The organism is Archangium violaceum Cb vi76 (genome assembly GCF_000733295.1).
In the GTDB taxonomy this organism is placed as follows: Bacteria; Myxococcota; Myxococcia; order Myxococcales; family Myxococcaceae; genus Archangium; species Archangium violaceum.
In genome coordinates, this window is sequence record NZ_JPMI01000298.1 from 51,074 (window position 1) to 73,701 (window position 22,628).

The 22,628-nt window shown below is 70.1% G+C and carries 14 protein-coding genes; 9 read left to right on the forward strand and 5 right to left on the reverse strand.

The window, feature by feature from the left end:
- Window positions 1-122: 122 nt before the first annotated feature.
- From Q664_RS41075 to thrC, 3 genes are all read left to right on the forward strand, one after another.
- Window positions 123-6,395: a S8 family serine peptidase gene (locus Q664_RS41075; protein ID WP_052519303.1), complete on the forward strand. Its 6,273-nt coding sequence runs from the start codon at window positions 123-125 to the stop codon at window positions 6,393-6,395.
- A gap of 199 nt (window positions 6,396-6,594) precedes the next feature.
- On the forward strand, window positions 6,595-7,161 hold the full coding sequence (locus Q664_RS41080; RefSeq protein WP_043409233.1) for a hypothetical protein: 567 nt from the start codon (window positions 6,595-6,597) through the stop codon (window positions 7,159-7,161).
- A 5-nt stretch (window positions 7,162-7,166) separates the two neighbouring features.
- Window positions 7,167-8,495 carry a threonine synthase gene (thrC, locus tag Q664_RS41085; RefSeq protein WP_043409314.1) on the forward strand — a complete coding sequence of 443 codons (1,329 nt, stop codon included), beginning with the start codon at window positions 7,167-7,169 and terminating at the stop codon, window positions 8,493-8,495.
- 223 nt (window positions 8,496-8,718) lie between these two features.
- Here the strand turns inward: thrC and Q664_RS53345 are convergent, their stop codons facing one another.
- Entirely contained in the window at window positions 8,719-10,818 is a 2,100-nt protein-coding gene (locus tag Q664_RS53345) for an ATP-binding protein (RefSeq protein ID WP_052519304.1), read from the reverse strand.
- 53 nt (window positions 10,819-10,871) lie between these two features.
- Between Q664_RS53345 and Q664_RS58480 the strand changes: the two genes are divergently transcribed.
- Window positions 10,872-11,066: a hypothetical protein gene (locus Q664_RS58480; RefSeq protein WP_200883841.1), complete on the forward strand. Its 195-nt coding sequence runs from the start codon at window positions 10,872-10,874 to the stop codon at window positions 11,064-11,066.
- A 62-nt stretch (window positions 11,067-11,128) separates the two neighbouring features.
- Here Q664_RS58480 and Q664_RS59590 read toward each other — a convergent pair whose 3' ends face one another.
- Window positions 11,129-13,525 carry a hypothetical protein gene (locus Q664_RS59590; RefSeq protein ID WP_043409235.1) on the reverse strand — a complete coding sequence of 799 codons (2,397 nt, stop codon included), beginning with the start codon at window positions 13,523-13,525 and terminating at the stop codon, window positions 11,129-11,131.
- A 182-nt stretch (window positions 13,526-13,707) separates the two neighbouring features.
- Here Q664_RS59590 and Q664_RS41100 point away from each other — a divergent pair, with 182 nt between their 5' ends.
- From Q664_RS41100 to Q664_RS41115, 4 genes are all read left to right on the forward strand, one after another.
- On the forward strand, window positions 13,708-14,049 hold the full coding sequence (locus Q664_RS41100) for a hypothetical protein (protein ID WP_043409238.1): 342 nt from the start codon (window positions 13,708-13,710) through the stop codon (window positions 14,047-14,049).
- Entirely contained in the window at window positions 14,046-14,720 is a 675-nt protein-coding gene (gene tmk / locus Q664_RS41105; protein ID WP_043409241.1) for a dTMP kinase, read from the forward strand. The genes Q664_RS41100 and tmk overlap by 4 nt, the downstream gene beginning before the upstream one ends.
- A gap of 12 nt (window positions 14,721-14,732) precedes the next feature.
- The gene (locus Q664_RS41110) at window positions 14,733-15,467 is read left to right on the forward strand and encodes a competence/damage-inducible protein A (protein WP_043409244.1); all 735 of its coding nucleotides are present in this window, start codon (window positions 14,733-14,735) and stop codon (window positions 15,465-15,467) included.
- Between the two features lie 198 nt (window positions 15,468-15,665).
- On the forward strand, window positions 15,666-16,736 hold the full coding sequence (locus Q664_RS41115; RefSeq protein WP_052519305.1) for a cyclic nucleotide-binding domain-containing protein: 1,071 nt from the start codon (window positions 15,666-15,668) through the stop codon (window positions 16,734-16,736).
- 18 nt (window positions 16,737-16,754) lie between these two features.
- Here the strand turns inward: Q664_RS41115 and Q664_RS41120 are convergent, their stop codons facing one another.
- Window positions 16,755-18,284 carry an amino acid permease gene (locus Q664_RS41120; protein WP_043409245.1) on the reverse strand — a complete coding sequence of 510 codons (1,530 nt, stop codon included), beginning with the start codon at window positions 18,282-18,284 and terminating at the stop codon, window positions 16,755-16,757.
- 184 nt (window positions 18,285-18,468) lie between these two features.
- On the opposite strand from Q664_RS41120, the gene asnS reads away from it, so the two are divergent.
- Window positions 18,469-19,869, forward strand: a complete 1,401-nt coding sequence (gene asnS / locus Q664_RS41125; RefSeq protein ID WP_043409248.1) for an asparagine--tRNA ligase — start codon at window positions 18,469-18,471, stop codon at window positions 19,867-19,869.
- Window positions 19,870-19,939: 70 nt separating this feature from the next.
- Here asnS and Q664_RS41130 read toward each other — a convergent pair whose 3' ends face one another.
- Window positions 19,940-21,715 carry a cupredoxin domain-containing protein gene (locus Q664_RS41130; RefSeq protein ID WP_043409252.1) on the reverse strand — a complete coding sequence of 592 codons (1,776 nt, stop codon included), beginning with the start codon at window positions 21,713-21,715 and terminating at the stop codon, window positions 19,940-19,942.
- A 2-nt stretch (window positions 21,716-21,717) separates the two neighbouring features.
- Entirely contained in the window at window positions 21,718-22,620 is a 903-nt protein-coding gene (locus tag Q664_RS41135) for a c-type cytochrome (RefSeq protein ID WP_084610773.1), read from the reverse strand.
- Window positions 22,621-22,628 lie beyond the last annotated feature (8 nt).

Sequence of the window (22,628 nt, forward strand, 5' to 3'; positions counted from 1 at the left end):
GTCTTGGGATTCGGGACACTGCGGCTTCCAGGGGGCACGCGCGCGAGCGCAGCAATCGCCGGGTTTTCACCCGAGTGAGCCGTGCCCCACACTGGCTTGCTCGTCTCAAGGAGTATCAATACATGAAGGACACGGCGTACCGGCCTGCCGGTAAGCGCGTACGGGCTTTGTCCACGCGCGCACTCGGAGTGGCTTGGCTCGCGACGACGCTGGCGTGCGGAGGCTCCGCGAAGGAGCCCAGCACTCAGCAGTCCGCGGGCTTTCGTTTTGACCCCTCACTCCACAAGGTGCAGATCAGCGCGGAGAAGGCCGCCGCGCTGGAGGCGCAGGGAGCCTCGGTCCTCGCGGACTATGGTTCCTACAAGCTGTTGCAGGTGGATGACGCCACGCTCAAGCGGCTGCCCGCGCTCAAGGACGCGGAGCTGCGCGACGAGTACAATCACATCCTGCTCAACTCGGGTGTGATCGACACCATGTCCGAGCATGGGCAGTCGCTGCGCGGCATGAGCAAGACGGCCGTTGGCAAGCGCTTCCACATCGTGCAGTTCGCCGGCCCCGTGCAGCCCGAGTGGTACAAGGCCCTGGAGGCCACTGGCGTCAAGGTGGTGACGTACATCCCCAACAACGCCTACCTCGTCTACGGCAACCCCGCCGCGATGAACTCGCTGGCGAAGCACACCGACACGGCTTCCATCATCCAGTGGGATGGCGAGTACCTGGCGGACTTCAAGCTGCATCCGTCCGTCAACAAGATCGCCACGGGCGCCTACTCCATCCAGCTCGTCAAGGACGAGGGGACGAACGAGGAGACGCTGGCGCTCATCCGCAAGCTGCAGTCGCACGAGGCCCTCGTCCGTAAGTCGATGGACTACGTGAACGTGGTGGCCTTCGTGGACCGCCAGGCGATCGATCAGCTGGTGCAGCGCCCGGACGTGCTGTCCATCCAGTCGCGCATCGAGCCCAAGAAGTTCGACGAGCGTCAGAACATGATCCTCGCCGGGCAGATCTCCGGCACTACGCCCACGGGGCCGGGCTATCTGGCCTGGCTGGCGGCCAAGGGCTTCACCCAGGAGCAGTTCACCACGTCCGGCTTCGGCGTGGACGTGAGCGACAGCGGCCTGGACAACGCCACGCCGACGCCCAACCACTTCGGTCTGTACGTCAACGGCGATGTCGCCAACGCCAGCCGCGTGGTCTACGCCCGTCTCGAGGGTACGCCGAACGCCGGCAGCACCAACCAGGGCTGTGACGGCCACGGCACGCTGAACTCCCACATCGTCGGCGGCTACGTGGGCCTGACCGGCGCCCCTCACGAGGACACGTCCGGCTACAAGTACGGCCTGGGCGTGGCGCCCTTCGTGAAGCTGGGCTCCTCGGTGCTGTTCGATCCGGGCCGGTTCACGAGTCCCGACTACTCGGACCTGCAGGCGCGCGCGTACCGTGACGGCATGCGCATCAGCACCAACAGCTGGGGCTCCAGCTCCAGCGCGTACACCATTGACTCGCAGGAGTACGACGCCCTCGTCCGCGACGCGCAGCCGGATGGCTCCGCGGTGCCCAACCCGGGCAACCAGCAGATGATCATCGCCTTCGCGGCGGGTAACGACGGCCCGGCGGTGAACTCGGTGGGCAGCCCGGGCACGGGCAAGAACGTCATCACCGTGGGTGCCTCGGAGAACGTGCATCCCTTCGGTGGCGCGGATGCCTGCAACACCGCCGACAACGAGGCGAACAGCCTCCTGGACGTGGCGTCCTTCTCCGGCCGTGGTCCCACGGATGACGGCCGCAAGAAGCCGGACATCATGGCGCCGGGAACGCACGTCTCGGGCGGTATGGCCCAGACGGATGGGCAGCGGGCCAACCCGCCGGCCCTCCCCAATGGCCAGGCGCTCTCCTGCTTCGACGCCTCCGGCGTGTGCGCGGGCTTCAACAACGACTTCCACCCGCCGGGCCAGCAGTGGACCTCGGCATCCTCCGGTACCAGCCACTCCACCCCCGCGGTGGCCGGCGGCGCGGCCCTCCTCTACCAGTACTTCATCAATCAGGGCATGGCCCCGCCGAGCCCGGCGATGGCGAAGGCCTACCTGATGAACTCCACCCGTTACATGTCGGGCACGGGGGCCAACGACTCGCTCTACTCCAACAACCAGGGTACCGGTTTGATGGACCTGGGCATGGCCTTCGACGGCCTGCCCCGCATGCTGGATGACCAGAACCCGGACAGCCTCTTCACCGCCACCGGCCAGACGCGCACCTTCTCCGGTGCCATCTCGGACTCGACGAAGCCCTTCCGCGTGACGCTGGCGTGGACGGACGCCCCGGGCTCCACCACCGGTAGCGCCTGGAAGAACAACCTGGATCTCACCGTGACGGTGGGTGAGAACACGTACAAGGGCAACGTCTTCACGGGTGCCAACTCCGTGACCGGCGGCACCGCGGACGGCGCCAACAACGTGGAGAGCGTCTTCCTGCCGGCCGGCACCGAGGGCTCGTACACCGTGACGGTGACGGCCACCAACATCAACTCGGACGGCGTGCCCAACAACGGCACGTCGCTGGATCAGGACTTCGCGCTCGTCGCGTACAACTCCTGCAACCTGGCGCCCGCGACGCCCGAGAGCGTGACGGCCGCGGTGGCGGGTGACAACGCCATCGACGTGAGCTGGACCGACAACGACGCGACCTCGTACAACATCTACCGGTCCATCACCCCGGGCGGGCCGTACACCCGCGTGGGCACCGCGACGACGTCGCCGTACCATGACGTCGGCGTGTCCGGTGGCACGACGTACTACTACGTGGTGCGCGGCGTGAAGTGCGCCGAGTCGCCGCGGTCCACCGAGGTCTCCGCGACGGCCACGGGCGTGTGCACGCTGCCGCCCACCTTCGCCGGCCTCACCTCCGCCAGCAACGGCGCCGCCAGCACCTGCGCCAACACCCTGAGCTGGTCCGCCGCCACGCCCGTGTGCGCTGGCACCGTCAGCTACTCGGTGTACCGGAGCACCACCCAGGGCTTCGCTCCCTCGGCGGCCAACCGGATCGCCACCGGCGTGACGGGCACCTCGTTCTCGGACGACCTGAACCTGACGAACGGCGCCCGGTACTACTACGTGGTGCGCGCGACCGAGGTGAGCTCGGCCACGCTCGAGGAGACGAACACGGTGGAGAAGGCGTCCGTGCCCACGGGCATCATCACCCCGGCCGTCGGCTTCTTCGACGACTTCGACGCCAACCGTCCCGCCAACGCCTCCGCGTACTGGACGCCGACGGTGCTCGCCGGCAACGCGGCCTCGGTGAACATCGTCTCCGGTTGCCACTACCAGTCGGCCACCAACGCGTACCGCATGGGTGCGACCAACACGAGCTGCGGTGGTCAGTACCTCGTCAGCCAGCAGCACGTGCTGGCGCTGGGTGGTAACGGCTCGACGGCGGGCATCAACGGCTTCGCCATCCCGGCCACCGCCATGGGTCCCCAGATGACGTTCAACATCTGGTACGACTTCGAGACGCGCTACGACGGTGCCTGGCTCGTCTACAGCACCACGGGCGCCAGCGGTCCGTGGACCAACGTGTCCGACGCGGTGTCGTCGACGCAGCCGTACATCTCGGCGGGCGGCTATGACAACACGCTCACCAGCTCCTCCACCACGCGCATCTGGACGGGGAACAACGCGGGCGCCAACGGCTCGCTCAAGGCGGTCACCGTCAACCTCGACGCGCTGGCGGGCAGGACGGTGTGGTTCGGCTTCCGCATGCACACCGACACCACCACCAACGCGGAGGGCTTGTACGTGGATGACGTCCGCGTCACGGCGGACGCGGCGGGTACCTGCACCACGAACGTGCCGCCCGCGGGCCCGGCCGTCGCCTACCGGGTGGACGGGCTCGCCAACCTGGTGTCGGCGGGCAATCCGGCCAGCTTCGGCCTCTCGGCCATTGACTCGGCGGGCGTGGTCGCCACCAGCTACACGGGCAGTGCGTCGCTGAGCAGCTCGGATGGCGCGGCGACCCTGCCGGCCACCGCGTCCTTCACCAACGGCGTGGCGAGCGGTCTGTCCGTCACCTTCGGTACGGCGGGCGTTCAGTCCATCCGCGCCACGGGCGTGGAGGACCCGGACCTCGTGGGTGGTGCCAGCACCAACGTCACCACCGCGAGCAAGCTGGTCTTCACCACCTCTCCGGCCAACACCGTCGCGGGCGTCGCCTTCGCCCCGAGGGTGGGCCTGGTGGACGCGGCGGGCAAGCCGGTCACGTTGGGCTCGTTCAGCGTCAACGTCTCCATCCAGAACAACGCGGGCGGGGGCACGCTGTCGGGCACCACGTCCGTGGCCATGGTCAACGGTGTCGCCACCTTCACGGGCCTGTCCATCAACAAGGTGGGCACGGGCTATACCCTGAAGGCGAGCGTCGCCGGCCTGGAGGATGGCATCAGCTCGGCCTTCAACATCACCCCGGCCGCGGCGGCGAGGCTCGTCTTCTCGACGCAGCCCTCCAACACCGTGGTGGGCTCGGCCATCACCCCGGCGGTGCAGGTGGCCATCCAGGACGCCCTGGGCAACCAGACCACCTCCACGGCCAACGTCACCCTCGCGCTCTCCGGGGTGACGGGGGCCACGCTGTCCGGCACCGCCACGGTGGCGGCGGTGGCGGGTGTGGCGACCTTCCCGGGTCTGTCGACGACCAAGGCGGGCACCGGCTTCAAGCTGTCCGCCACCTCGGGCTCGCTCACCGCGGCGAGCAGCGACGCCTTCTCGATGATCGCTGGCGCTTCGTACCGGGCGGCCATCACCCGTCAGCCCACCAACGTGGATGCGGGTGCTGCCATCAGCCCGTCCGTCCAGGTCACGCTCTACGACGAGCATGGCAACCTGGCGACGCACTCGTCCGCGCCGGTGTCGGTGTACCTGGGCAACAACCCGGGGAGCGCGACGCTGGGTGGCACCACCACCGTGAATGCCGAGGCGGGCGTGGCCACCTTCGACAATCTGACGGTGAGCCGTCCTGGCTCCAACTACACCCTGGTGGCCGGCACGAACGGCGTCTACCTGGGCACCAGCGTCGGCTTCGACGTGCGTGAGGGCGCGGCTTCGCGGCTCGTCTTCACCAGCACGCCGGCGGACAAGACGGCCGTGGGCTCCGCGTTCACGGTGCGCGTGGCGGTCCAGGACAGCGCTGGCAACCTCCTCCCCAGTGCGACGCCCGAGGTGACGCTGTCGCTCGTCACCGAGTCGGGTGCCACCCTGGGCGGGACGAAGACGGTCACCGCCGCTGGCGGCGTGGCCACCTTCTCGGGCATCTCCGTGGACAAGGTGGGCACGGGCTACGTGCTCCAGGCGGAGTCGGCGGGCCTCTCCTCCGGCACCTCCCCGGCCTTCAGCGTCGTTCCGGATTACGCCGGGACGGGGCAGCTGGTCTTCCGCGGCACGCCGGGTAGCGCCACGGCCGGGGCCACCCTGGCTCCGATCGAGGTGGAGCTGCGGGACTCGCTGGGCAACCTGCTCACGGACAGCAAGGCCCTGGTGACCCTGGGCCTGGGTGCGAACCCCGCCGCCGGCTCGCTGCTGGGCTCGGTGTCGGTGGCCGCGGTCAATGGCGTGGCCACGTTCGATGCACTCTCGCTGCGCAAGGCGGGCGCCGGCTACACGCTGGTGGCGGCCGCCGAGGGCTTCACGGGTGCGACGAGCGCGGCGTTCGCGGTGGCGCCGGGCGCGGTGGCCAGCTACTCGCTGGCGCTTCCCCCGAGCATCACGGCGGGCCAGGAGGTCACGTTCTCCGCCACGGCGTATGACGCCTACGGCAACGTGGCCACCCACTTCTCCGGTCCCATCGCGGTGACGAGCTCGGACACGGCGGCGGTGCTGCCGGCCAACGTGCTCTTCGCCGAGGGTGTGAGCGCCGAGGTGAAGGTGACGTTCAAGTCGCTGGGCCTGAAGACGCTGTCCCTGGGCGAGGGTGCCCTGAGCAGCGTCGCGCAGACCAACGTGACGGCGTTCGCGCAGCCCACGGTGTCCATCACCAGCCCCGCGGGCGGCACGGAGGTGTCCGGCAAGGTCACCATCACCGCCCAGGGCGCGGTGGCCACCGGTACCACGCTGAGCCAGCTGTCCATCATGGTGGATGGCGTGGTCATCGGCTCGGGTGCCGAGGGCACGCTGTCGGCCGAGTGGGACAGCTCCGGCGCCACGGGCGGCAAGCACAGCATCACGGCCGTCATCACCGACGGTGCTGGCAACGTGGTGTACTCGGCTCCGGTGGGCATCACCGTGAAGGCCGAGGAGCCGGCGAGCTGCGGTTGCGCCGCCACCTCGGGCGCGGACGCGAGCCTGTACCTGGGTCTGTTCGCCCTGGCCCGGTACGTGTCGCTGCGCCGCCGTCAGGCGAAGAAGGCCGCCTGATGAGTGACGCGGTCCCGGGCGCCAGGCGGCGCGCCGGGGCCAGGCCGGGCGGGGAGGTCTTCTCCGCCCGGCTGTCACGCAGACGAGCAGGTTGAACCGAACGCGCTGGTGTGGGTCCATCCCCGCCAGCGCGTTTTTCATGGGGCGGGCGGGCGCGGGTGCATTGCCCGGGTGGAGCGGGGCCGCTAACCTCCCGATCATGATCATCTGCCCCATGTGCGAGCACCAACAGGCTCAGGGCACCGAGTGCGAAGTCTGTGGGAAGAAGCTGTTCACGACCGCGCCGGTGGCGGTGCCGGTGACGCGGCTGGCGGAGCTGGAGCAGACGCAGCTGGCGGGAGGGCGCGCACCGGTGCAGACCGCGGCGATTCCCGACCTGGAGCTGACGGCCCAGCAGGCGGTGCGGGAAGTCGCCGTGCAGCCGGTGCCCGAGCTGGACACGGGCCGTTCCGCGGCGGCGGGCAACGTCATGGTGGCGCCGGTCCAGGACATGGACACGGGCCGGGCGGCCTCGGACGGACTGAAGACGGCGGCCCCCACGGGCCCGGTCGTCTGCCGCTACTGCCGCAACGTGCAGGACATCGGGAACGTGTGCGATCGCTGCGGCATGCGGCTGCCCAAGGCGCGCGTGGCGCGGCCCGAGGCGTCCGCGTCCAGCGGGCCGCCGCAGGCCGGTGAGCGGACGGCGTGCCCGAAGTGCCACACGCCGGGGTACGCGGGCCGGGCCTGTGTGACGTGCAGCACGATGATTCCAGCGGCGGAGTGATCACCATGGGAACGCCTGCCTTTCACGCCGAGTACGCCTGCAGCGAGGGTTGTGGCTTCCGGGCCTCGTTGCTGGAGGTCGTCTACCGCTGCCCGAAGTGCGAGGGGTTGCTGGAGGTGGCGCACGACGTGGAGGCGCTGCGCTCGGTGGCCGCGGAGGAGTGGAAGCGGCGCTTCGAGCAGCGTTTCGGGGCCTCGCGGCTGCCGTACGCCTCGGGCGTGTGGGGCAAGCACGAGTGGGTGTACCCGCAGCTTCCGGCGGAGGACATCGTCTCGTTGGGCGAGGGGAGGGTGCCGCTCAAGGCGTTGCCGCGGATGGCGGCGGAGCTGGGGCTGGCGAGCCTGGACCTGAAGGAGTGTGGCGTCTCGCCGACGGGCAGCTTCAAGGACTGGGGGATGACGGTCCTGGTGTCCGCGGTGAAGCACATGCGGGCGAGGGGCGTGCCCATCCGGGCGGTGGCGTGCGCGTCGACGGGAGACACGTCGGCGGCGCTGGCGGCCTACTGCGCGGCGGCGGGGATTCCCTCGGTGGTGTTCCTGCCGAAGGACAAGGTGTCGCTGTCGCAGCTGGTGCAGCCGGTGGCCAACGGCGCGCGGGTGCTGTCGCTGGACACGGACTTCGACGGCTGCATGAAGCTGGTGCAGCAGGTGACGCGGGACTCGGGCCTGTACCTGGCCAACTCGATGAACTCGCTGCGCATCGAGGGCCAGAAGGTGGTGGCCCTCGAGCTGTGCCAGGACCTGGGCTGGGAGCCGCCGGACTGGGTGGTGATCCCGGGCGGCAACCTGGGCAACGCGAGCGCGCTGGGCAAGGGCTTCGAGCTGATGCACGCGCTGGGGATGATCTCCAAGCGGCCGCGGCTCGCGGTGGCGCAGGCGCAGCGGGCCAATCCGCTGATGCGGTCCTTCCGAGGCGGCTTCGCGGAGCTGGTGCCGGTGAAGGCGGAGAAGACGCTGGCGTCGGCGATCCAGATCGGCGCGCCGGTGTCGTTCCGGCGAGCGGTGAAGATGTTGAAGGCGTTCGACGGCGTGGTGGAGGAGGCGACGGAGTCGGAGCTGGCGAACGCGGCGGCGAGGGCGGACCGGGAAGGCACGTTCGCGTGTCCGCACACGGGCGTGGCGCTGGCGGCGCTGGAGAAGCTGGTGGCGCGGGGAGTGATCGCCCGGGGCGCGCGGGTGGCGGTGGTGTCCACGGCGCACGGACTGAAGTTCCCGGACTTCAAGGTGGGCTACCACCGGGGAGCGCTGGAGGACGTGACGAGCCGCTACGCCAACCCCCCGGTGGATCTGCCCGCGAACCTGGACGCGGTGCGCGCGGCCCTGTCGGACCTGTAGCCCAGACTGCGCATCCCGGGTGCAAGCTCGAGCAGGTGCGGGGCCGCCTCCTCGCGGCCTTCCCGCCACCTGCGTGGGCGAGTCGGCCCGGCTGGAGGCCACCGCCCGCGTGTCCAACGACGAGTGGTGCTGAATTGTCTGGTCCTGCGCACCGCTGGCCCCGCTTGGCGGGCAGGGCCCGTGCACGGTGTGTGATGTCCCCATGGGACTGGAGTAGTCCGCGTCAGTGTGCGTGGCGGGAGCCGTCCCAGTCAGGCACCTCCTCGTGGGAGGACTGCTTCGGCTCATGGGAGGGCGGCTGCGGCTGTACTGGCGAGTAGGGAAGTCTCACGGTGAAAGTAGAGCCCCGGCCTGGGCGGCTGTTCACGTGCACCTCCCCGTTCATCGCCTCCACGATGCGCCGGGTGATGTAGAGCCCCAGCCCCAATCCCCCATAATGCTGGCCGCTCACCGCGCGCTCGAAGCGGCCGAAGATGCGTGACAGGTGCTCGGGAGCGATGCCAATGCCCCTGTCGGACACCGAGAGGAGGGCCCCATCCGGCCCCCCCACGGCGCGCACCCGCACCGGCTTGCCCGCTCCATACTTGAGGGCGTTGGCGAGCAGGTGCGTCACCACCTGCGCCAGACGCGACCGGTCCCACTGCCCCACCACGGGCCCGCGCTCGACCAGCACCAGCTCGCAGCCGGCCTTCTCCGCCTGCTGGGCGAGGGTGACCATCGCGCCGCGCACCACCTCCACCAGATCCACCGGCTCGCGATGGAGCTGGAGGCTCCCGGCCGAGAGGCGGGTCGCATCGAGCAACTGGCCTCCCAGCGCCTCCTGCCGGGCCACGCCCTGCTCGATGCTCTCCAGCCGGGAGAGGAGCTGTTCGCGCGGCGGCATCGGGCCATCACCCGAGAGCCGCCGCAGCAGCGCCTGCACGTTCAGCTTGAGGGCGGTGGTGGGCGTGCGCAGCTCGTGCGCGGCGATGGAGAGGAAGTCGTCTCGCACGGAGATGGCCTGCTGGGCCCGCTGGTAGAGCAGCGCGTTATCCACGGCGAGGGCGGCCCGGTTCGCCAGCTCCTCGGCCAGCACCACGTCCGTCTCGTCATGGTGACGGCCCGACTCGGCCATGACGAGGCCCAGCACCCCCAGTACCCACCCGCGCGCCTTCAGCGGCATCAGGATGTAGGAGACGGCTCCCAGCAGCTCGAACGCGGCCAGGGCTTCCACGCTCCCACCCGCCACCTCCGCCAGGTGCGCGGGCGTGATGGTGGGGGTCCACAGCGGCCGCCCCGTCTCCACCACATGCGCCAGCAGACTCCGCCGGGAAGCGGACTCCACCTGCCGCGTCCACAGCTCGCACGCCTGCGCCCGCTTCCGTGGCTTGGGGTGGGCCAGCGCCATCCGATGAAGGCGCCCACTGTCGCCCACCATGTCCACGCTGCACCAGTCCGCCAGCCTGGGCACGCACAACCAGGCCAGCCGATGCAGCGTCTCCTCCAACTCCAGGTTGGAGCCCAGCCGCGCACCCGCTTCGGAGAGGAAGCGCAGGTTGCGCTCGGCGCGCTTGCGCTCGGTGACGTCCTGCATGCCCCCCACCATGCGCAGGGGCCGGCCGCTCGCGTCCCGCAGGATGTAGCCCTGATCCACCACGTCCGCGTACGAGCCATCCACGCGGCCGAAGCGGTACTCCTCCCGCCACTTGATGGCTCCGCGGTCGATGGCATCACCCAGGCTCGCCAGCACCCGCCGCCGGTCCTCCCGGTGCAGGGTGCGCGCCCACCAGTGGAAGTCAGGGCGTATTCCCGCCGGAGGATGGCCGAAGAGCGTCCGCACATGGGTGCTCCAGTGCAGCCTGTTCGTCACCATGTCCCAGTCGTACATGGCATCACTGGTGGCGAGCGTGGTGAGGCGGTAGCGCTCCTCGGACTCGCGCAGGGCCGCCTGGGCGGCGTGCGCCTGGAAACGCTCTACCAGGCCGGCCACCCGCGCGCGCAGGACACGCGGCTCGGGGGGACACGCCAGGACGTCCGCCGCGCCCACCGGGTGGGCGGCCATCACCCGCACCGCCTCGGGGAGCTCTTGGGTGAGGAGCAGCACGGGTACACCTCGGGCGTACGCCTCCCTCGTCAGTCGCAGCGCCTGCCGCTCGGAAAGCCCTCCCTCGCTCGCCAGGGGGAGCACCACCGCGGCGACCCTCAGGCGATTCAGGGACTCGACCATCTGCCCTGCCTCGGGCCAATTCAGGTGCAGGCCGAGCGGACCGAGCGCCAGGCGCAGGTGCCGTTGAAGAGCGGGAGGAGTGTCCACCAGCAGGATGTGAGAGGCGGTGTCAGACACGCGTCAGCCTCGGAGCCCACCCGAAAGCTCCGCACGGAGAGAAGCACACCTGCATGAACAGCCAGACAGGTGCCTGTTCGTCTTCCAGGCGCATCCGTTTCCCGGCTTCCCTGCTCCAGGTGGTGTCCACGGCGCACGGACTCAAATTCCCAGACTTCAAGGTGGGCTGCCACCGGGGAGCGCTGGAGGACGCGACGAGCCGCTACGCCCATCCCCGGTGGAGCTGCCCGCGAATCTGGATGCGGTGAGGGCCACGAGGGAGGGGGGACGGAGTGAGGGGCCCACGTGCCCCGGGTTGTCCTCCGGGGCCTCAGTTCTCGAAGTACTCGGTGTCCGGCGTCGCGTTCAGGTAGGGCCGCAGGGCGTCGGCGACATCGTCGGGCAACACATCCAGCGCATGCTCGCGGAAGGCGGAGAAGTCACCCGAGGCGAGCGCGTTCCCCAGCGAGGCCTCCGCGTTGTACGGATCCGCGATGACGGTCTCGAACGCCGCGAGCGCGTCGCCGTGCTCCTGGATGAACCGGTACGCCTCATCCCCGCTCAGGCCGAACGCGGCGAGTGTCTCGAACATCGGGTTGGGGTTGCCGAACGGCACGTAGTCACCCAGGCCGCCGGAGAAGGCGAACAGCGGCGGCTCCGTCTGCGTGAGCAGCTCGCGGATCTGCTCCGGCTCGAGCCCCAGCTCCTGCAGCCGCTCGCCGTAGCCGTTCTTGGTGTTCGCGACGAGCAACTGCACCTCCGCGTCCGACAGGCCGAGCGTCTCGTGGAGGATGTCGCGCACCTCGCCCAGGTCGAAGTCCTCGAGGTCGGGGCCGAAGTCGCCATTGAGGAGACCGCCCACCAGGCGGAGCGTCTCGCCCAGGACCGTGGCCACCACGTCCACGGCCGTCCCCGCGACGGGGATGAAGCCCGCGACGTCGCCCACCAGCGACACCACCGAGCCGGCCAGGTTGAAGATGTCACCCGGCGAGACGCCATCCCTCAGTGCCTGGATGTCCTGGTACGCCTGGATGGCGTCAGCGCCCAGCCCGAGGATCGGCAGGAACTTCGCGCCGAACTTCGCCACGTCGGCGGCCGCGCCGGCCTTGCCGATGGTGCTGAGGATGCCAGAGGTCAGCTCGATGCCCGCGGCGCTCGTGGTGAGGGTGTTCTTGATGGCCTCCAGGTACTCGCCCTCGGCGAGCTGGGACGGAAGATCGTAGAGACCAAGCCCGAAGGTGGCGACCGCCAGTGACTTGCCGAGCGGCGACTTGTCATCCCAGGAGTCGAGCAGATCCTGGACCTGGTCCGGCGAGTACGTCCCGGCACGGATCGCCCGGATGTCGTCCAGCATCTGCCGGAAGTCCCCGGGGACGTCGTGCAGCGACTGCGCCGTCTCCAGGCCGCTGACGAGCGACTCGAACTTCTGCATCGCCGCATCGAAGCCGCCTTCACCCGCCTCGGCGATCGCCTCCGCCTGCGCGTTGCCCACGGCCGGTGCGATGAGCTCATCGGCCAGCTTCTTCTCGAAGTCCTCGCCGTACTCCCCGCGCAGCGCGTCGGCGAGCCCGGCGTTCTGGTTGATCCGCCCGGCGAACAGCAGCGCCTCGTCGGCGTGGTTCGGGGTCTTGGCCAGGGCGCTGTAGCTCTCGAAGAGCGCCTTCTGCGCGCCGGTGTCTCCCTGCGCCGCGAGCGCCTCGAGCTGCTCGGTGCTGGCGGCGAGCGTCTCCGAGAGCTTGTCTCCCGCCGCGCGCGCCTCGTCGCGGATTTGCGCGTTCTCCGGCCGCTCCCAGAAGGCCGTCTTGTACGCCTCGACCTCCTCGGGCGTCAGCGCGGGCCCGAGCTGGCCGAGCTCCTCGTTGAGCCGCTGCTCCACCTTGCTCAGGTCTTCCGCCTTGGCCTCGTAGTCGGCGCGGACCTCGTTGATCGCGTCGGTCGAGGTGTTGAGCAGCGCGTTGCCCGCCTCGACGCGGCCGAAGTCGTTGATCAGCTTCTCCGCCACCCGGGCGGAGAGCGTCGAGCCGATGCCGTCCTCGGCCAGCTCGCCGAGCGCGTCATCGAACTGCCACAGCTGATCCGAGCCCGCGGGGATCGCATCGGCGAGCTTCTGGGCGATGGACGTCGCCACCCGGTCCTTCCCGGCCTCGCCGGCGAGGTTCATCGTCGCGTCGAGATCGCGGAGCACTTCCCGGTGGGTGTCCTGATCGACGCTGTTGTTCCTCGCGCCGTTGGCGAGGTCCGTGGAGATCCGATCGATCGTCTCCTGGGACTCGGAGAGCAGCGCATCGACCTTGGCCGGATCGTCCAACTCCTCGGCCTGCTCGCGGAGCTCCTCGGCGGCGGCCTCCGCGCCGCCCGACGCGTAGGCCTGCTCGATGGCGCGTGATGCCTCGAGGACCTCGGGCGGGGTGGCGACGGGGCCGATGAAGCCAGGATCGCCCGGGGCCGGGGCGGCGGCCGTCGGGCCCACGAAGCCAGGCTGGCCCGGGGCCGGGGCCGGGCCATCCGTCCGGGCCGCGACGGGGGTGAACGTCGGCGTCGTCGTCCGGGCGGCGAGGGGCGTGGTGAGCGCCACGGGGGCGCGCTTGCTGGTGGGCGACTCGAACGCGCTCGCCGGGCTGAAACCGCGCGGCTTGTTCGCCACCTGCCGCGGCTGCGTCTCACGCTTCGGGGCGGGGGGCGGCGGGGGAGGGGGGCGGATGTTCCGCCTGTTGGGTCCGTCGATCATGATGGGTCTTCCTGGTTGCTGGCGGTACGACAGCCCCGCTGCTCCGGTTACACCGATTTATCGAATGATTGGAGTATCGAACCCCCGTCCTGTAGGTGTTGCTGCGCCGGGTGCCTACCCACCCCAGACGCCCTGTGTGCGGAGTCGACGTGGCCGCCTCCTTCCGCTAGGTTGCCGCCCCCGTGAACGCAGAAACGCAGCAGAATCTCCACGAGCAGCTCGAGCGCCTCCAGGAGGCGCTGTCCACGCGGCAGAGCACGCTTCTGTTCGCCCACGCGGGCGTCTCTTTCGTCGTGTCCTTCATCTTCGGAGGCGCGACGGCGAAGCTCTTCTGGGACTCGACGAGGGCGCCGTACGTGGCGTGGCTGGGCCTGGCGGTGACGCTGGGGCTGGTCATCTACGGGGTGGTGCGCTACCGCCAGGGCCGCACGGTGCTGGCGGACGAGCTGGTGCGCTTCGAGACGATGATGGAGCTGCGCCACCGGTTGGGACTGGACGATCCCAAGGCGTTGCTGCCCCGGTGAGCCCGGCACGCAAGCCCGCGCGGAGTGGGCGTCTGATCGTCCTGGAGGGCCTGGATGGGGCCGGAACCACGACCCAGGTGGAGCGGCTGGCATCGGCGCTCCGGGCCGAGGGCCAGTCCGTGCTCACCACGCGCGAGCCCTCGGACGGGCCGGTGGGGGTGCTCATCCGTCAGGCGCTGACGGGGCGGCTGGTGCTGCCCGGAGGCGCGGGGCCGTTGGCGCCCGAGACGCTGGCGCTGCTGTACGCGGCGGACCGGACGGATCACCTGCGGGCCAAGGTGCTGCCGGCGCTGGAGGCGGGGCAGGTGGTGCTGAGCGATCGCTCGGTGCTGTCGTCGCTGGCGTACCAGGGGGCGTCGCTGCCCATGGAGTGGGTGGAGTCCATCAACGCGCACGCGGTGCCGGCGGACCTGACGCTCTTCGTCGAGGTGTCCATCGAGGTGGCGGCGCGGCGGCGGGCGGCGCGGGGAGGGCCGGAGGAGCTCTTCGACGCGGAGGAGAAGCAGCGCCGCGTCTCCAAACAGTACGAGGCGGCCATCCGGCTGCGGGGCAAGCGCGAGCACGTGGTGCGCATCGACGGGGACCAGCCGGTGGAGGCCGTGACGGCCGCGTGTCTGGCTCGGGTGCACAAACTGCTCGGACGCAAGCCCACGCGCGCGGCGGTACGGTAGAGTCCCGGCCGCATGGAGCCCACGGGCGCAGCGGCGGTCATCATCGGCAACGAAGTCCTCACGGCGAAGGTGGTGGATGCCAATGGCCCCCACCTCATCAAGCGTCTGCGGGAGGTGGGCGTCCCCCTGCGCACGCTGGAGATCGTCCCCGACGAGGTGGACATCATCGTGGAGGCGGTGGCGCGGGCGCGGCTGCGCGCGAAGTACGTCTTCACCAGTGGAGGCATCGGCCCCACGCACGACGACGTGACGGTGCGGGCGGTGGCGCTGGCCATGGGGCGCAAGGTGGTGCGGCTGCCGGAGATGGTGGCGCTCATCCGCGAGAAGGCGGTGGACGAGCCGACGGCCGAGGCGATGCGGCTGGCGGACGCCCCCGAGGGCGCGGTGCTGCTCCCCCAGCCAGGCAGCTGGTACCCGGTGCTGACGGTGGGGGACGTGTTCATGCTGCCCGGGGTGCCGCAGCTCTTCCGGACGCAACTGGAGGCGGTGCTGGCGAGGCTGAGCGGCACGCCCATGCACCTGCGCGTCCTGTACCTCAACCAGGGGGAGAGCGCGGTGGCGGCGGTGTTGGACCGGGTGGCGCTGGACATGCCGCACGTGGCCATCGGCTCCTATCCGATGTTCGACCGCTCGTTGGACTACCTGGTGAAGGTGACGGTGGAGAGCGTGGAGCCGGACGCCGTGGAGCAGGCCCTGGCCCGGCTGCGGACCGGGCTGCCCGAGGGCTCGGTGGTCCGCACGGAGTAATGTGGGGTGGAGGACATCTCCAGGTTGCTGTGAACCCCCTCACAGACAGGGAGGCCATGGACGCGCACTCTGAGCGTGGATGAGCTCCACGACCCGGACTCCGGGGGAGCCCTATCAGAGGGGGGAACGATGTCCGGCACGTTGCGGCAGCAAGGGGTAGGAGTTATTGAGTCCTTCGCTCATGAACCAGCGGAAGTGATGCTCGAGGGCTACGAACAACTGGCGGAACTCTGGGCGCGGCAAGGCTTGCTGGTGCGCGCCATTGCCTTGTGCAAGGTCATCCTCAGGCTGGATCCGGCCCATGAGCCGGCGCAGCGGCTGCTGGCGGAGCTGGATGCCCGCCGGGTGGACCCCTCCGCGCCGCCCGGACCCGCCGTCCCGAGGACCCGGTTCCTGGAGACCGTCGCCGAGAAGGCTCCCTCCGAGGCCCAGGCCATGCCCCGCGCCTCGCTGCTCTCGCGGGTGGGCCCGCGGGAGCTGCTGTCGATGATGGAGACGCTGGAGCCGCGGGTCTTCCAGGCGGGGGAGAGCATCGTCGAGGAGGGGCAGCCGGGCAGCTCCATGTTCGCCATCGTCGAGGGGAGCGTGGAGGTGGTGAGGACGCTCAAGTCGGGGAGGCGGCGCACGGTGGCCTTCCTGGGCGAGGGTGAGTTCTTCGGGGAGATGTCGCTGCTGGCCAGCACCCCGCGCTTCGCCACCGTCCGGGCCTTCGAGCGCACGGCGGTGTTGGAGCTGACGCGGGAGCAGTTGGAGCAGCTCCTCCAGACGCACCCGTCAGTGGAGGACGTGCTGCAGGGCTTCCACCGCGAGCGCCTGCTGGAGGACGTGCTCCGCGGCAACCCGCTCTTCCGCAGCCTCGGCCCCGAGCAGCGCGAGGCCCTGGCCCGGGACTTCCAGATCTGCACCCGGCCGGCGGGCACGCTCCTGCTCGAGCAGGGCCGGGAGGTGGACGCCCTGTACCTGCTGCTGCGAGGGCGGTGCCAGGTGCTGCACCGTCACGCGGATGGGAGCCAGGTCCCCCTGCGCACGCTCGGGGAGGGGGACATGTTCGGGGAGATCGCCCTGATGCTCGGCCTGGCGGCCACGGCGACCGTGTGCGCGGACACCCCCTGCGTCCTGCTGCGGCTGGACTGGGGCAGTTGCGAGCGGCATCTGCTGTCCGATCCCGGCGTGTGCGAGGCGCTCTCGCGGCTGGGCAACGAGCGTCTGCTGAGCAGCGCCGGGCTGTACTGGGAGCCCGGGACGCGAGGCGGCACGCCTCGGGCCTGAGCCCCGCCCGCCGGGTGCCTACGCGCGGGTGCCCGGCGGGTTGGGGTTGTCCAGGTTCACGGGCGGTCCGCCGTTGCGGAGCACGGAGTGGCGGTAGCCGTAGGCGAAGTAGAGCGCGAGCCCGATGGCGAGCCAGACGCCGAAGCGCACCCAGGCGTGCGAGGGCAGGCCCTGCATGACGAAGAGGCAGGCGCCGGCTCCCGCCAGGGACACGGGCCACACGAAGGGCACCTTGAAGGGCCTCGGGCGATTCGGGTCCAGGATGCGCAGCACGGGGACGCCCAGGCACACCAGCATGAAGGCGGACAGCGTGCCGATGTTGGTCAAGTCGTAGGTGGCGGCGTCATCGGCCACCAGGGAGCCGACCGCCACCATCACTCCGGTGGCCAGCGTGGTGACATGGGGCGTGCGGTATTTGGGGTGGAGCTTCGCCGCCCACGGGGGCAGCAGCCCGTCACGCGCCATGGCGTAGAAGATGCGCGGCTGGCCGTACTGGAAGACGAGCAGCACCGCCGCCATGGAGACCACGGCGCCCAGGGAGATGATCCAGCTGAACTGCGTCAGCCCGGCCACCTCGAAGGCATGGGCCAGCGGGTCCGAGGACTTGAGCTGCTGGTAGGGGATGAGGCCCGTGGCGACCGCTCCGACGATGACGTAGATGAGGGTGCACACGGCCAGGCCGATGAGGATGCCGCGCGGCATGGTGCGCTGGGGATTCACCGTCTCCTCGGCGGCGGTGGAGATGGCGTCGAAGCCGATATAGGCGAAGAACACGATGGCCGCCGCCTGGTGGATGCCGGGGAAGCCGTTGGGCGCGAAGGGCGTGTAGTTCGCCGGGTTGACGTGCATGGCGCCCACCCCGATGAAGATGGCGAGCACCAGCAGCTTCACCACCACCATGATGTTGTTGACCCGGGTGCTCTCCTTCACTCCGATGACCAGCAGCCAGGTGATGGCCATCACGATGAGGAAGGCCGGCAGGTTGACCAGCACGGGGATGCCCAGGACGCGCGGCGCCGTGTCCAGCAGGGCGCGGATGGCGGGATCCGAGCTCGCGTGCACGTTGTAGTAGCCGTGCGTGAGCCAGTCGGGGATGTGCACCCAGGGAGAGATGAGCGAGTTGAAGTAGCCGGCCCAGGCGATGGCCACCGCCACGTTGCCCACCGCGTACTCGAGGATGAGATCCCACCCGATGATCCACGCGACGAGCTCTCCGAGCGTCGCGTAGGAGTAGGCATAGGCGCTGCCGGCCTGGGGGATCATCGAGGCCAGCTCGGCGTAGCAGAGCGCGGCCAGGGCACACACGGCTCCGAGCAGCAGGAAGGACAGCACCAGGGCGGGGCCGGCGCCGTAGCGGATCACCTCTCCGGAGGGCAGTGTTTCACCGGCGGCGGCGGTGCCGAGCGTGGAGAAGATGCCGGCGCCGATGACCGCGCCGATGGAGAGCATGACCAGGTCGCCGGTGCCGAGCGCGCGCTTCAGGCCGCCGGACGCCTCGGTGTCGTGGATGAGGTCGGCGATCTGCTTGCGTTGGAAGAGGGAACGCATGGGGGATGGGCGATTAGCACGATCCCACCCGCCGGGTCTCCCCCTGTGGTTGCCGCGATGCGTTGGCTTTCCCGCCTGGAGGGGGAGAAGAAGTCACCGGACGGTGCTCATGGGGCTTGTCCTCGGGCCAGGGTGCGGCTAACTCCGCGTTCCGCGAGACTTTTTCGGAGGAAGGACGGCAGTCATGCAGGTCGTCAGTGTGAAGAAGGCGCTGGATGGTTCGATCGCACCGGACACGAAGGTGGAAGTGCGCGGCTGGGTGCGCACGCGCCGGGACTCGAAGGCGGGCATCAGCTTCGTCAACGTCACCGATGGCTCCACGTTCGATCCGATCCAGGTGGTCGCGCCCAATACGCTGCCCAACTACGAGAAGGAAGTGCTGCACCTGACGGCGGGCGCCTCGGTGGTGTGCCGGGGCACGCTGGTGAAGTCGCAGGGCAAGGGCCAGTCCTTCGAGGTGCAGGCCGAGGAGGTGAAGGTGCTCGGGTTCGTGGATGACCCGGACACGTACCCCATCCAGCCCAAGCAGCACACGCTGGAGTTCCTGCGCGAGGTGGCCCACCTGCGGCCGCGCACCAACACGTTCGGCGCCATCACCCGCGTGCGCCACACGGCGGCCCAGGCCATCCACCGCTTCTTCCACGAGGAGGGCTTCTTCTGGGTGAACACGCCGATCATCACCGCCAGCGACGCCGAGGGCGCCGGGCAGATGTTTCGCGTGTCCACGCTGGACGCGGTGAACCCGCCCCGGACGGACGGCGGGAAGATCGACTGGGGCAAGGACTTCTTCGGCAAGGAGGCCTACCTCACCGTGTCCGGCCAGCTGAACGTGGAGGCCTACTGCCTGGCGCTGTCCAAGGTGTACACGTTCGGGCCCACGTTCCGCGCGGAGAACTCGAACACCACCCGGCACCTGGCCGAGTTCTGGATGATCGAGCCGGAGATCGCCTTCGCGGACCTCAACGAGGACGCGAACCTGGCCGAGCGCTTCCTGAAGTACGTCTTCAAGGCGGTGCTGGCCGAGTGCGGCCCGGACATGAAGTTCTTCGAGGAGCGCCAGCAGAAGGGCGTCATCGAGCGGATGGAGAAGTTCATCAACTCGAGCTTCGAGCGGATCGACTACACGGACGCGATCGAGATCCTGAAGAAGGCGAAGAAGAAGTTCGATTACACGCCGGAGTGGGGGAACGATCTGCAGACGGAGCACGAGCGCTACCTGACGGAGGAGCACGTGGGCCGGCCGGTGGTGGTGATGAACTACCCGGAGAAGATCAAGGCGTTCTACATGCGCCTGAACGAGGACGGGAAGACGGTGGCGGCGATGGACGTGCTGGCGCCGGGGATCGGGGAGATCATCGGAGGGAGCCAGCGCGAGGAGCGGCTGGACATGCTGGACAAGCGGATGCAGCAGTTCGGCCTGAAGCCCGAGCACTACCAGTGGTACCGGGATCTGCGGCGGTACGGCACGGTGCCGCATGCGGGCTTCGGACTGGGGTTCGAGCGGCTGATCGTCTACATGTGCGGCCTGCAGAACATCCGCGACGCGATCCCGTACCCGCGCGTGCCGGGCTCGGCGCAGTTCTGAGCCACTGTTGCGCCACTCCACCTCCCTCCCTCCCTCTCCCTCTGGGAGAGGGTCGGGGTGAGGGTATGCGTCAATCCCCCGTCCCCGTGCTCCCGGCCCCGAGCAACGGAGCGAGCCGCGGTTGGGGCGAGTCGAACACGCGCCAATAGAATTGCTCACCGCCCGCGGAGTGGTTGGGCAGGTGGCAGTGGACGATGAAGTTCCCCGTGGCGGTGGGAAAGTCTCCCGAGCCCGAGGTAGCCAGCGTGATTCCATTGCCCGGGCTCAGCAGATGGGGCGCCTCGAAAGCGGAAGTGGGGACCTGTTTCGCCCGCTGACCCTTGCGCCACCCATGCAGGTGGTGGACGTGGAACTCCGCGTTCCCCGCGTTCAGCACGCGCAGCTTGACGGGCTCGCCCAGGTACGAGCGGAGCAGTAACGGAGCCGCCACCCTGGTGTTCGCGGGGCGAGCGTCCTCGTCCTCGGGGGACTCCTCCCGCTCGAAGTAGGGCTGGCTGCGGTAGTTGAGGCCGAAGGCACCGGGCCGGAAGGGGCCCGCCATCTCGTCCTGGAGGGGGAGGAGCTCGCCCCGGGCGGAGCGCACGTCCGCGACCTCTGGTGGGCCCATGGCGTGGTACAGCAGCGCCATCTCCCGGAAGTCCTGGCCCTCGGGCACGTCGATGAGGGCCTCCCAGCCACTGCCGTCGCGGAGCGGCGCGCCTGTCTCGGTACTGCGGTACACGGAACCCGCGGGCTCCAGCAGCAGGGCACCGAAGAGTCCACGTGCCTCCCGCTCGCCACCGTCCCCCGAGTCGTGCAGGAGGTAGGCGCCCTCCGCCTCCGGTGCCTCGGGCAGCGCGAGGACGTACGTGAGGCTCTGTCCAGGGCGCACGGCCGTGCCTGGGACGAAGCCGCCCTCCTGGCCCGAGCCCCTCACGGTGGCGCGCAGGCCCTCGATGCGCAGGGCCGCGGGCTCCGTGGGCAAGCGATTGGTGAAGCGCAGGACGAGGCACTCCCCCACATTGGCGCGCAGCACCAACGGCTGGGGCTCCCGCTCCTGGAGCGCGGACAGGTCCTCCTCGAGGATGTACATGAGCCCCCGGGGCACATGGTCCCCATGTGGATTGAGCGGGAGGTCCACCGGGACGGCGGCCACGGCGTACGTCCTCACGCGGGCCCCAGGGGCACAGCCGCCCTCGCGCTCGGCGAGACCGGACATGTCCGGGGCAGGGCGCCGTCCATCCGACTCCCAGGCGCAGGACGCGCCCACCATGAGCAGCAGCGCGAGCGGAGACACGACGGCACGTGCGCCGGACATGACGGGCTTCGAGCGGCGGCGCAGGAGCAACAGCGCCAGGGGAAAGACGGGCACCTGGAGCACCAGCGCATCCCGCACGCCTGCCCATGCGGCCTCGGCCAGCGAGCCACCGTCCTGCTGCTCGGGGGTGGCGGAGAGGTCCGGAGCGACCGCCGCGCAGAGGAAGCGGCTCTCGTCCGTCACGGCCTGGGGCGTCGCGGAGACGGGCTGTCCCTCGGGTGCCTCGGGCGGAGGAGTCCGTGCGAGCTGACGCTGGACGAGGCCCCGGCCGGTGGCCACGGAGACCAGCAGCAGGAGGAAGCACAAGGACAGCGTGGCGGCGGATTCCACCGTCGTCCAGTCCCGGCCTCCGCGCCGGGCGAGCCAGTGCGCGCAGCCCACCGCCGTCCAGGCCACGGGCAGCAGGAGCGCCGCGTCCCAGGCGAGCCGGGAGCCCAGTGCCTCCGCTCGAGGGCCGAAGCCTCCCGAGAGCAGCCACAGCAGGCCCACCTGCCAGCCCATCAAGCCGAGCGTGAGGAGGACGCCGAGCCCCCATCCTTTGCGTGCCATGCTCACTCCCCGGTCCGCAGGTTCACGAGGTAGCTGATGAGATCCGCCATCTCCTGGGGCGACAGCGTCTCGCCATACAGGGGCATGGTGCTGGTCTGGGCGCAGGGTTCCTGCCCGGAGCACTCGGGGGCGATGAAGGCGCCCGGGTTGAGCAGGGATTCATAGGCGTACTGTGCCGCGCTCATGCCCGAGACCCGCGTGGCGCCCACCCGCGAGAAGTTGGCCAGGGCCGGGCCGATGCCGCGGTTGTCCGGCTCGGCGGGGTTGCCATGGCAGGAGGCGCAGGCGAGCCGGCCATGGAAGAGGGCGGAGCCCGCGCTGGCATTGCCTGGGGGAAGCTCTTCCACGCGCCGGGGCCATCCGGGAGGGCCCTCGTTGGGGTTCGGGGGACGCCGGGTGGAGAGCAGGAGGACACGCTCCGTGCCACGTGTCCACTCCAGCCGCAGGACGGAGGTGGTGCGCGGGACGTCGAAGCCCAGCGTCACGGACAGCAACTCCGAGGGGCGCACGGCGAACGCGGCGGAGCCCCCCACCGTGGGCCGCCACTCCGTTCCCGCCGTGGTATCGCTGAGCAACAGCTCTCCCGGCGTGAAGTCCGCGGGGCGGCTCCGGGGGTTGAAGACGGTGAGCTCCACGGTGAGGCGGCGCTGCCCGGGGGCCGGTGCTCCGGGCAGGGCGGGCAGGGCCGCCGTGTCCCCATGGTCCGTTGGCTCGTGCAACCAGACGGCCCGCTCCAGCCGCAGCCGGAGCCCGCTCAGCTCGGCCTCCCTTCGCGGCTGGATGAACCAGGCCTGGAGCGCCAGTGCGGCTCCAGCGAGCGTGGCCATCAGCGCGAGCCCGCACGCCACCCACCGCGTACCGCTCCATCCGTGCCGGCGCGTGCTCCTCTCCGAGGGTGGATGCATGGTGGCCC

Coding starts and splice junctions, on each gene's coding strand:
- asnS (WP_043409248.1), top strand. CDS start 18,469: ATGCAGGTCGTCAGTGTGAAGAAGGCGCTGGATGGTTCGATCGCACCG.
- Q664_RS41115 (WP_052519305.1), top strand. CDS start 15,666: ATGCTCGAGGGCTACGAACAACTGGCGGAACTCTGGGCGCGGCAAGGC.
- Q664_RS41080 (WP_043409233.1), top strand. CDS start 6,595: ATGATCATCTGCCCCATGTGCGAGCACCAACAGGCTCAGGGCACCGAG.
- Q664_RS41120 (WP_043409245.1), bottom strand. CDS start 18,284: ATGCGTTCCCTCTTCCAACGCAAGCAGATCGCCGACCTCATCCACGAC.
- Q664_RS59590 (WP_043409235.1), bottom strand. CDS start 13,525: ATGATCGACGGACCCAACAGGCGGAACATCCGCCCCCCTCCCCCGCCG.
- Q664_RS41130 (WP_043409252.1), bottom strand. CDS start 21,715: ATGGCACGCAAAGGATGGGGGCTCGGCGTCCTCCTCACGCTCGGCTTG.
- Q664_RS41110 (WP_043409244.1), top strand. CDS start 14,733: ATGGAGCCCACGGGCGCAGCGGCGGTCATCATCGGCAACGAAGTCCTC.
- Q664_RS41075 (WP_052519303.1), top strand. CDS start 123: ATGAAGGACACGGCGTACCGGCCTGCCGGTAAGCGCGTACGGGCTTTG.
- thrC (WP_043409314.1), top strand. CDS start 7,167: ATGGGAACGCCTGCCTTTCACGCCGAGTACGCCTGCAGCGAGGGTTGT.
- Q664_RS58480 (WP_200883841.1), top strand. CDS start 10,872: ATGAACAGCCAGACAGGTGCCTGTTCGTCTTCCAGGCGCATCCGTTTC.
- Q664_RS41135 (WP_084610773.1), bottom strand. CDS start 22,620: ATGCATCCACCCTCGGAGAGGAGCACGCGCCGGCACGGATGGAGCGGT.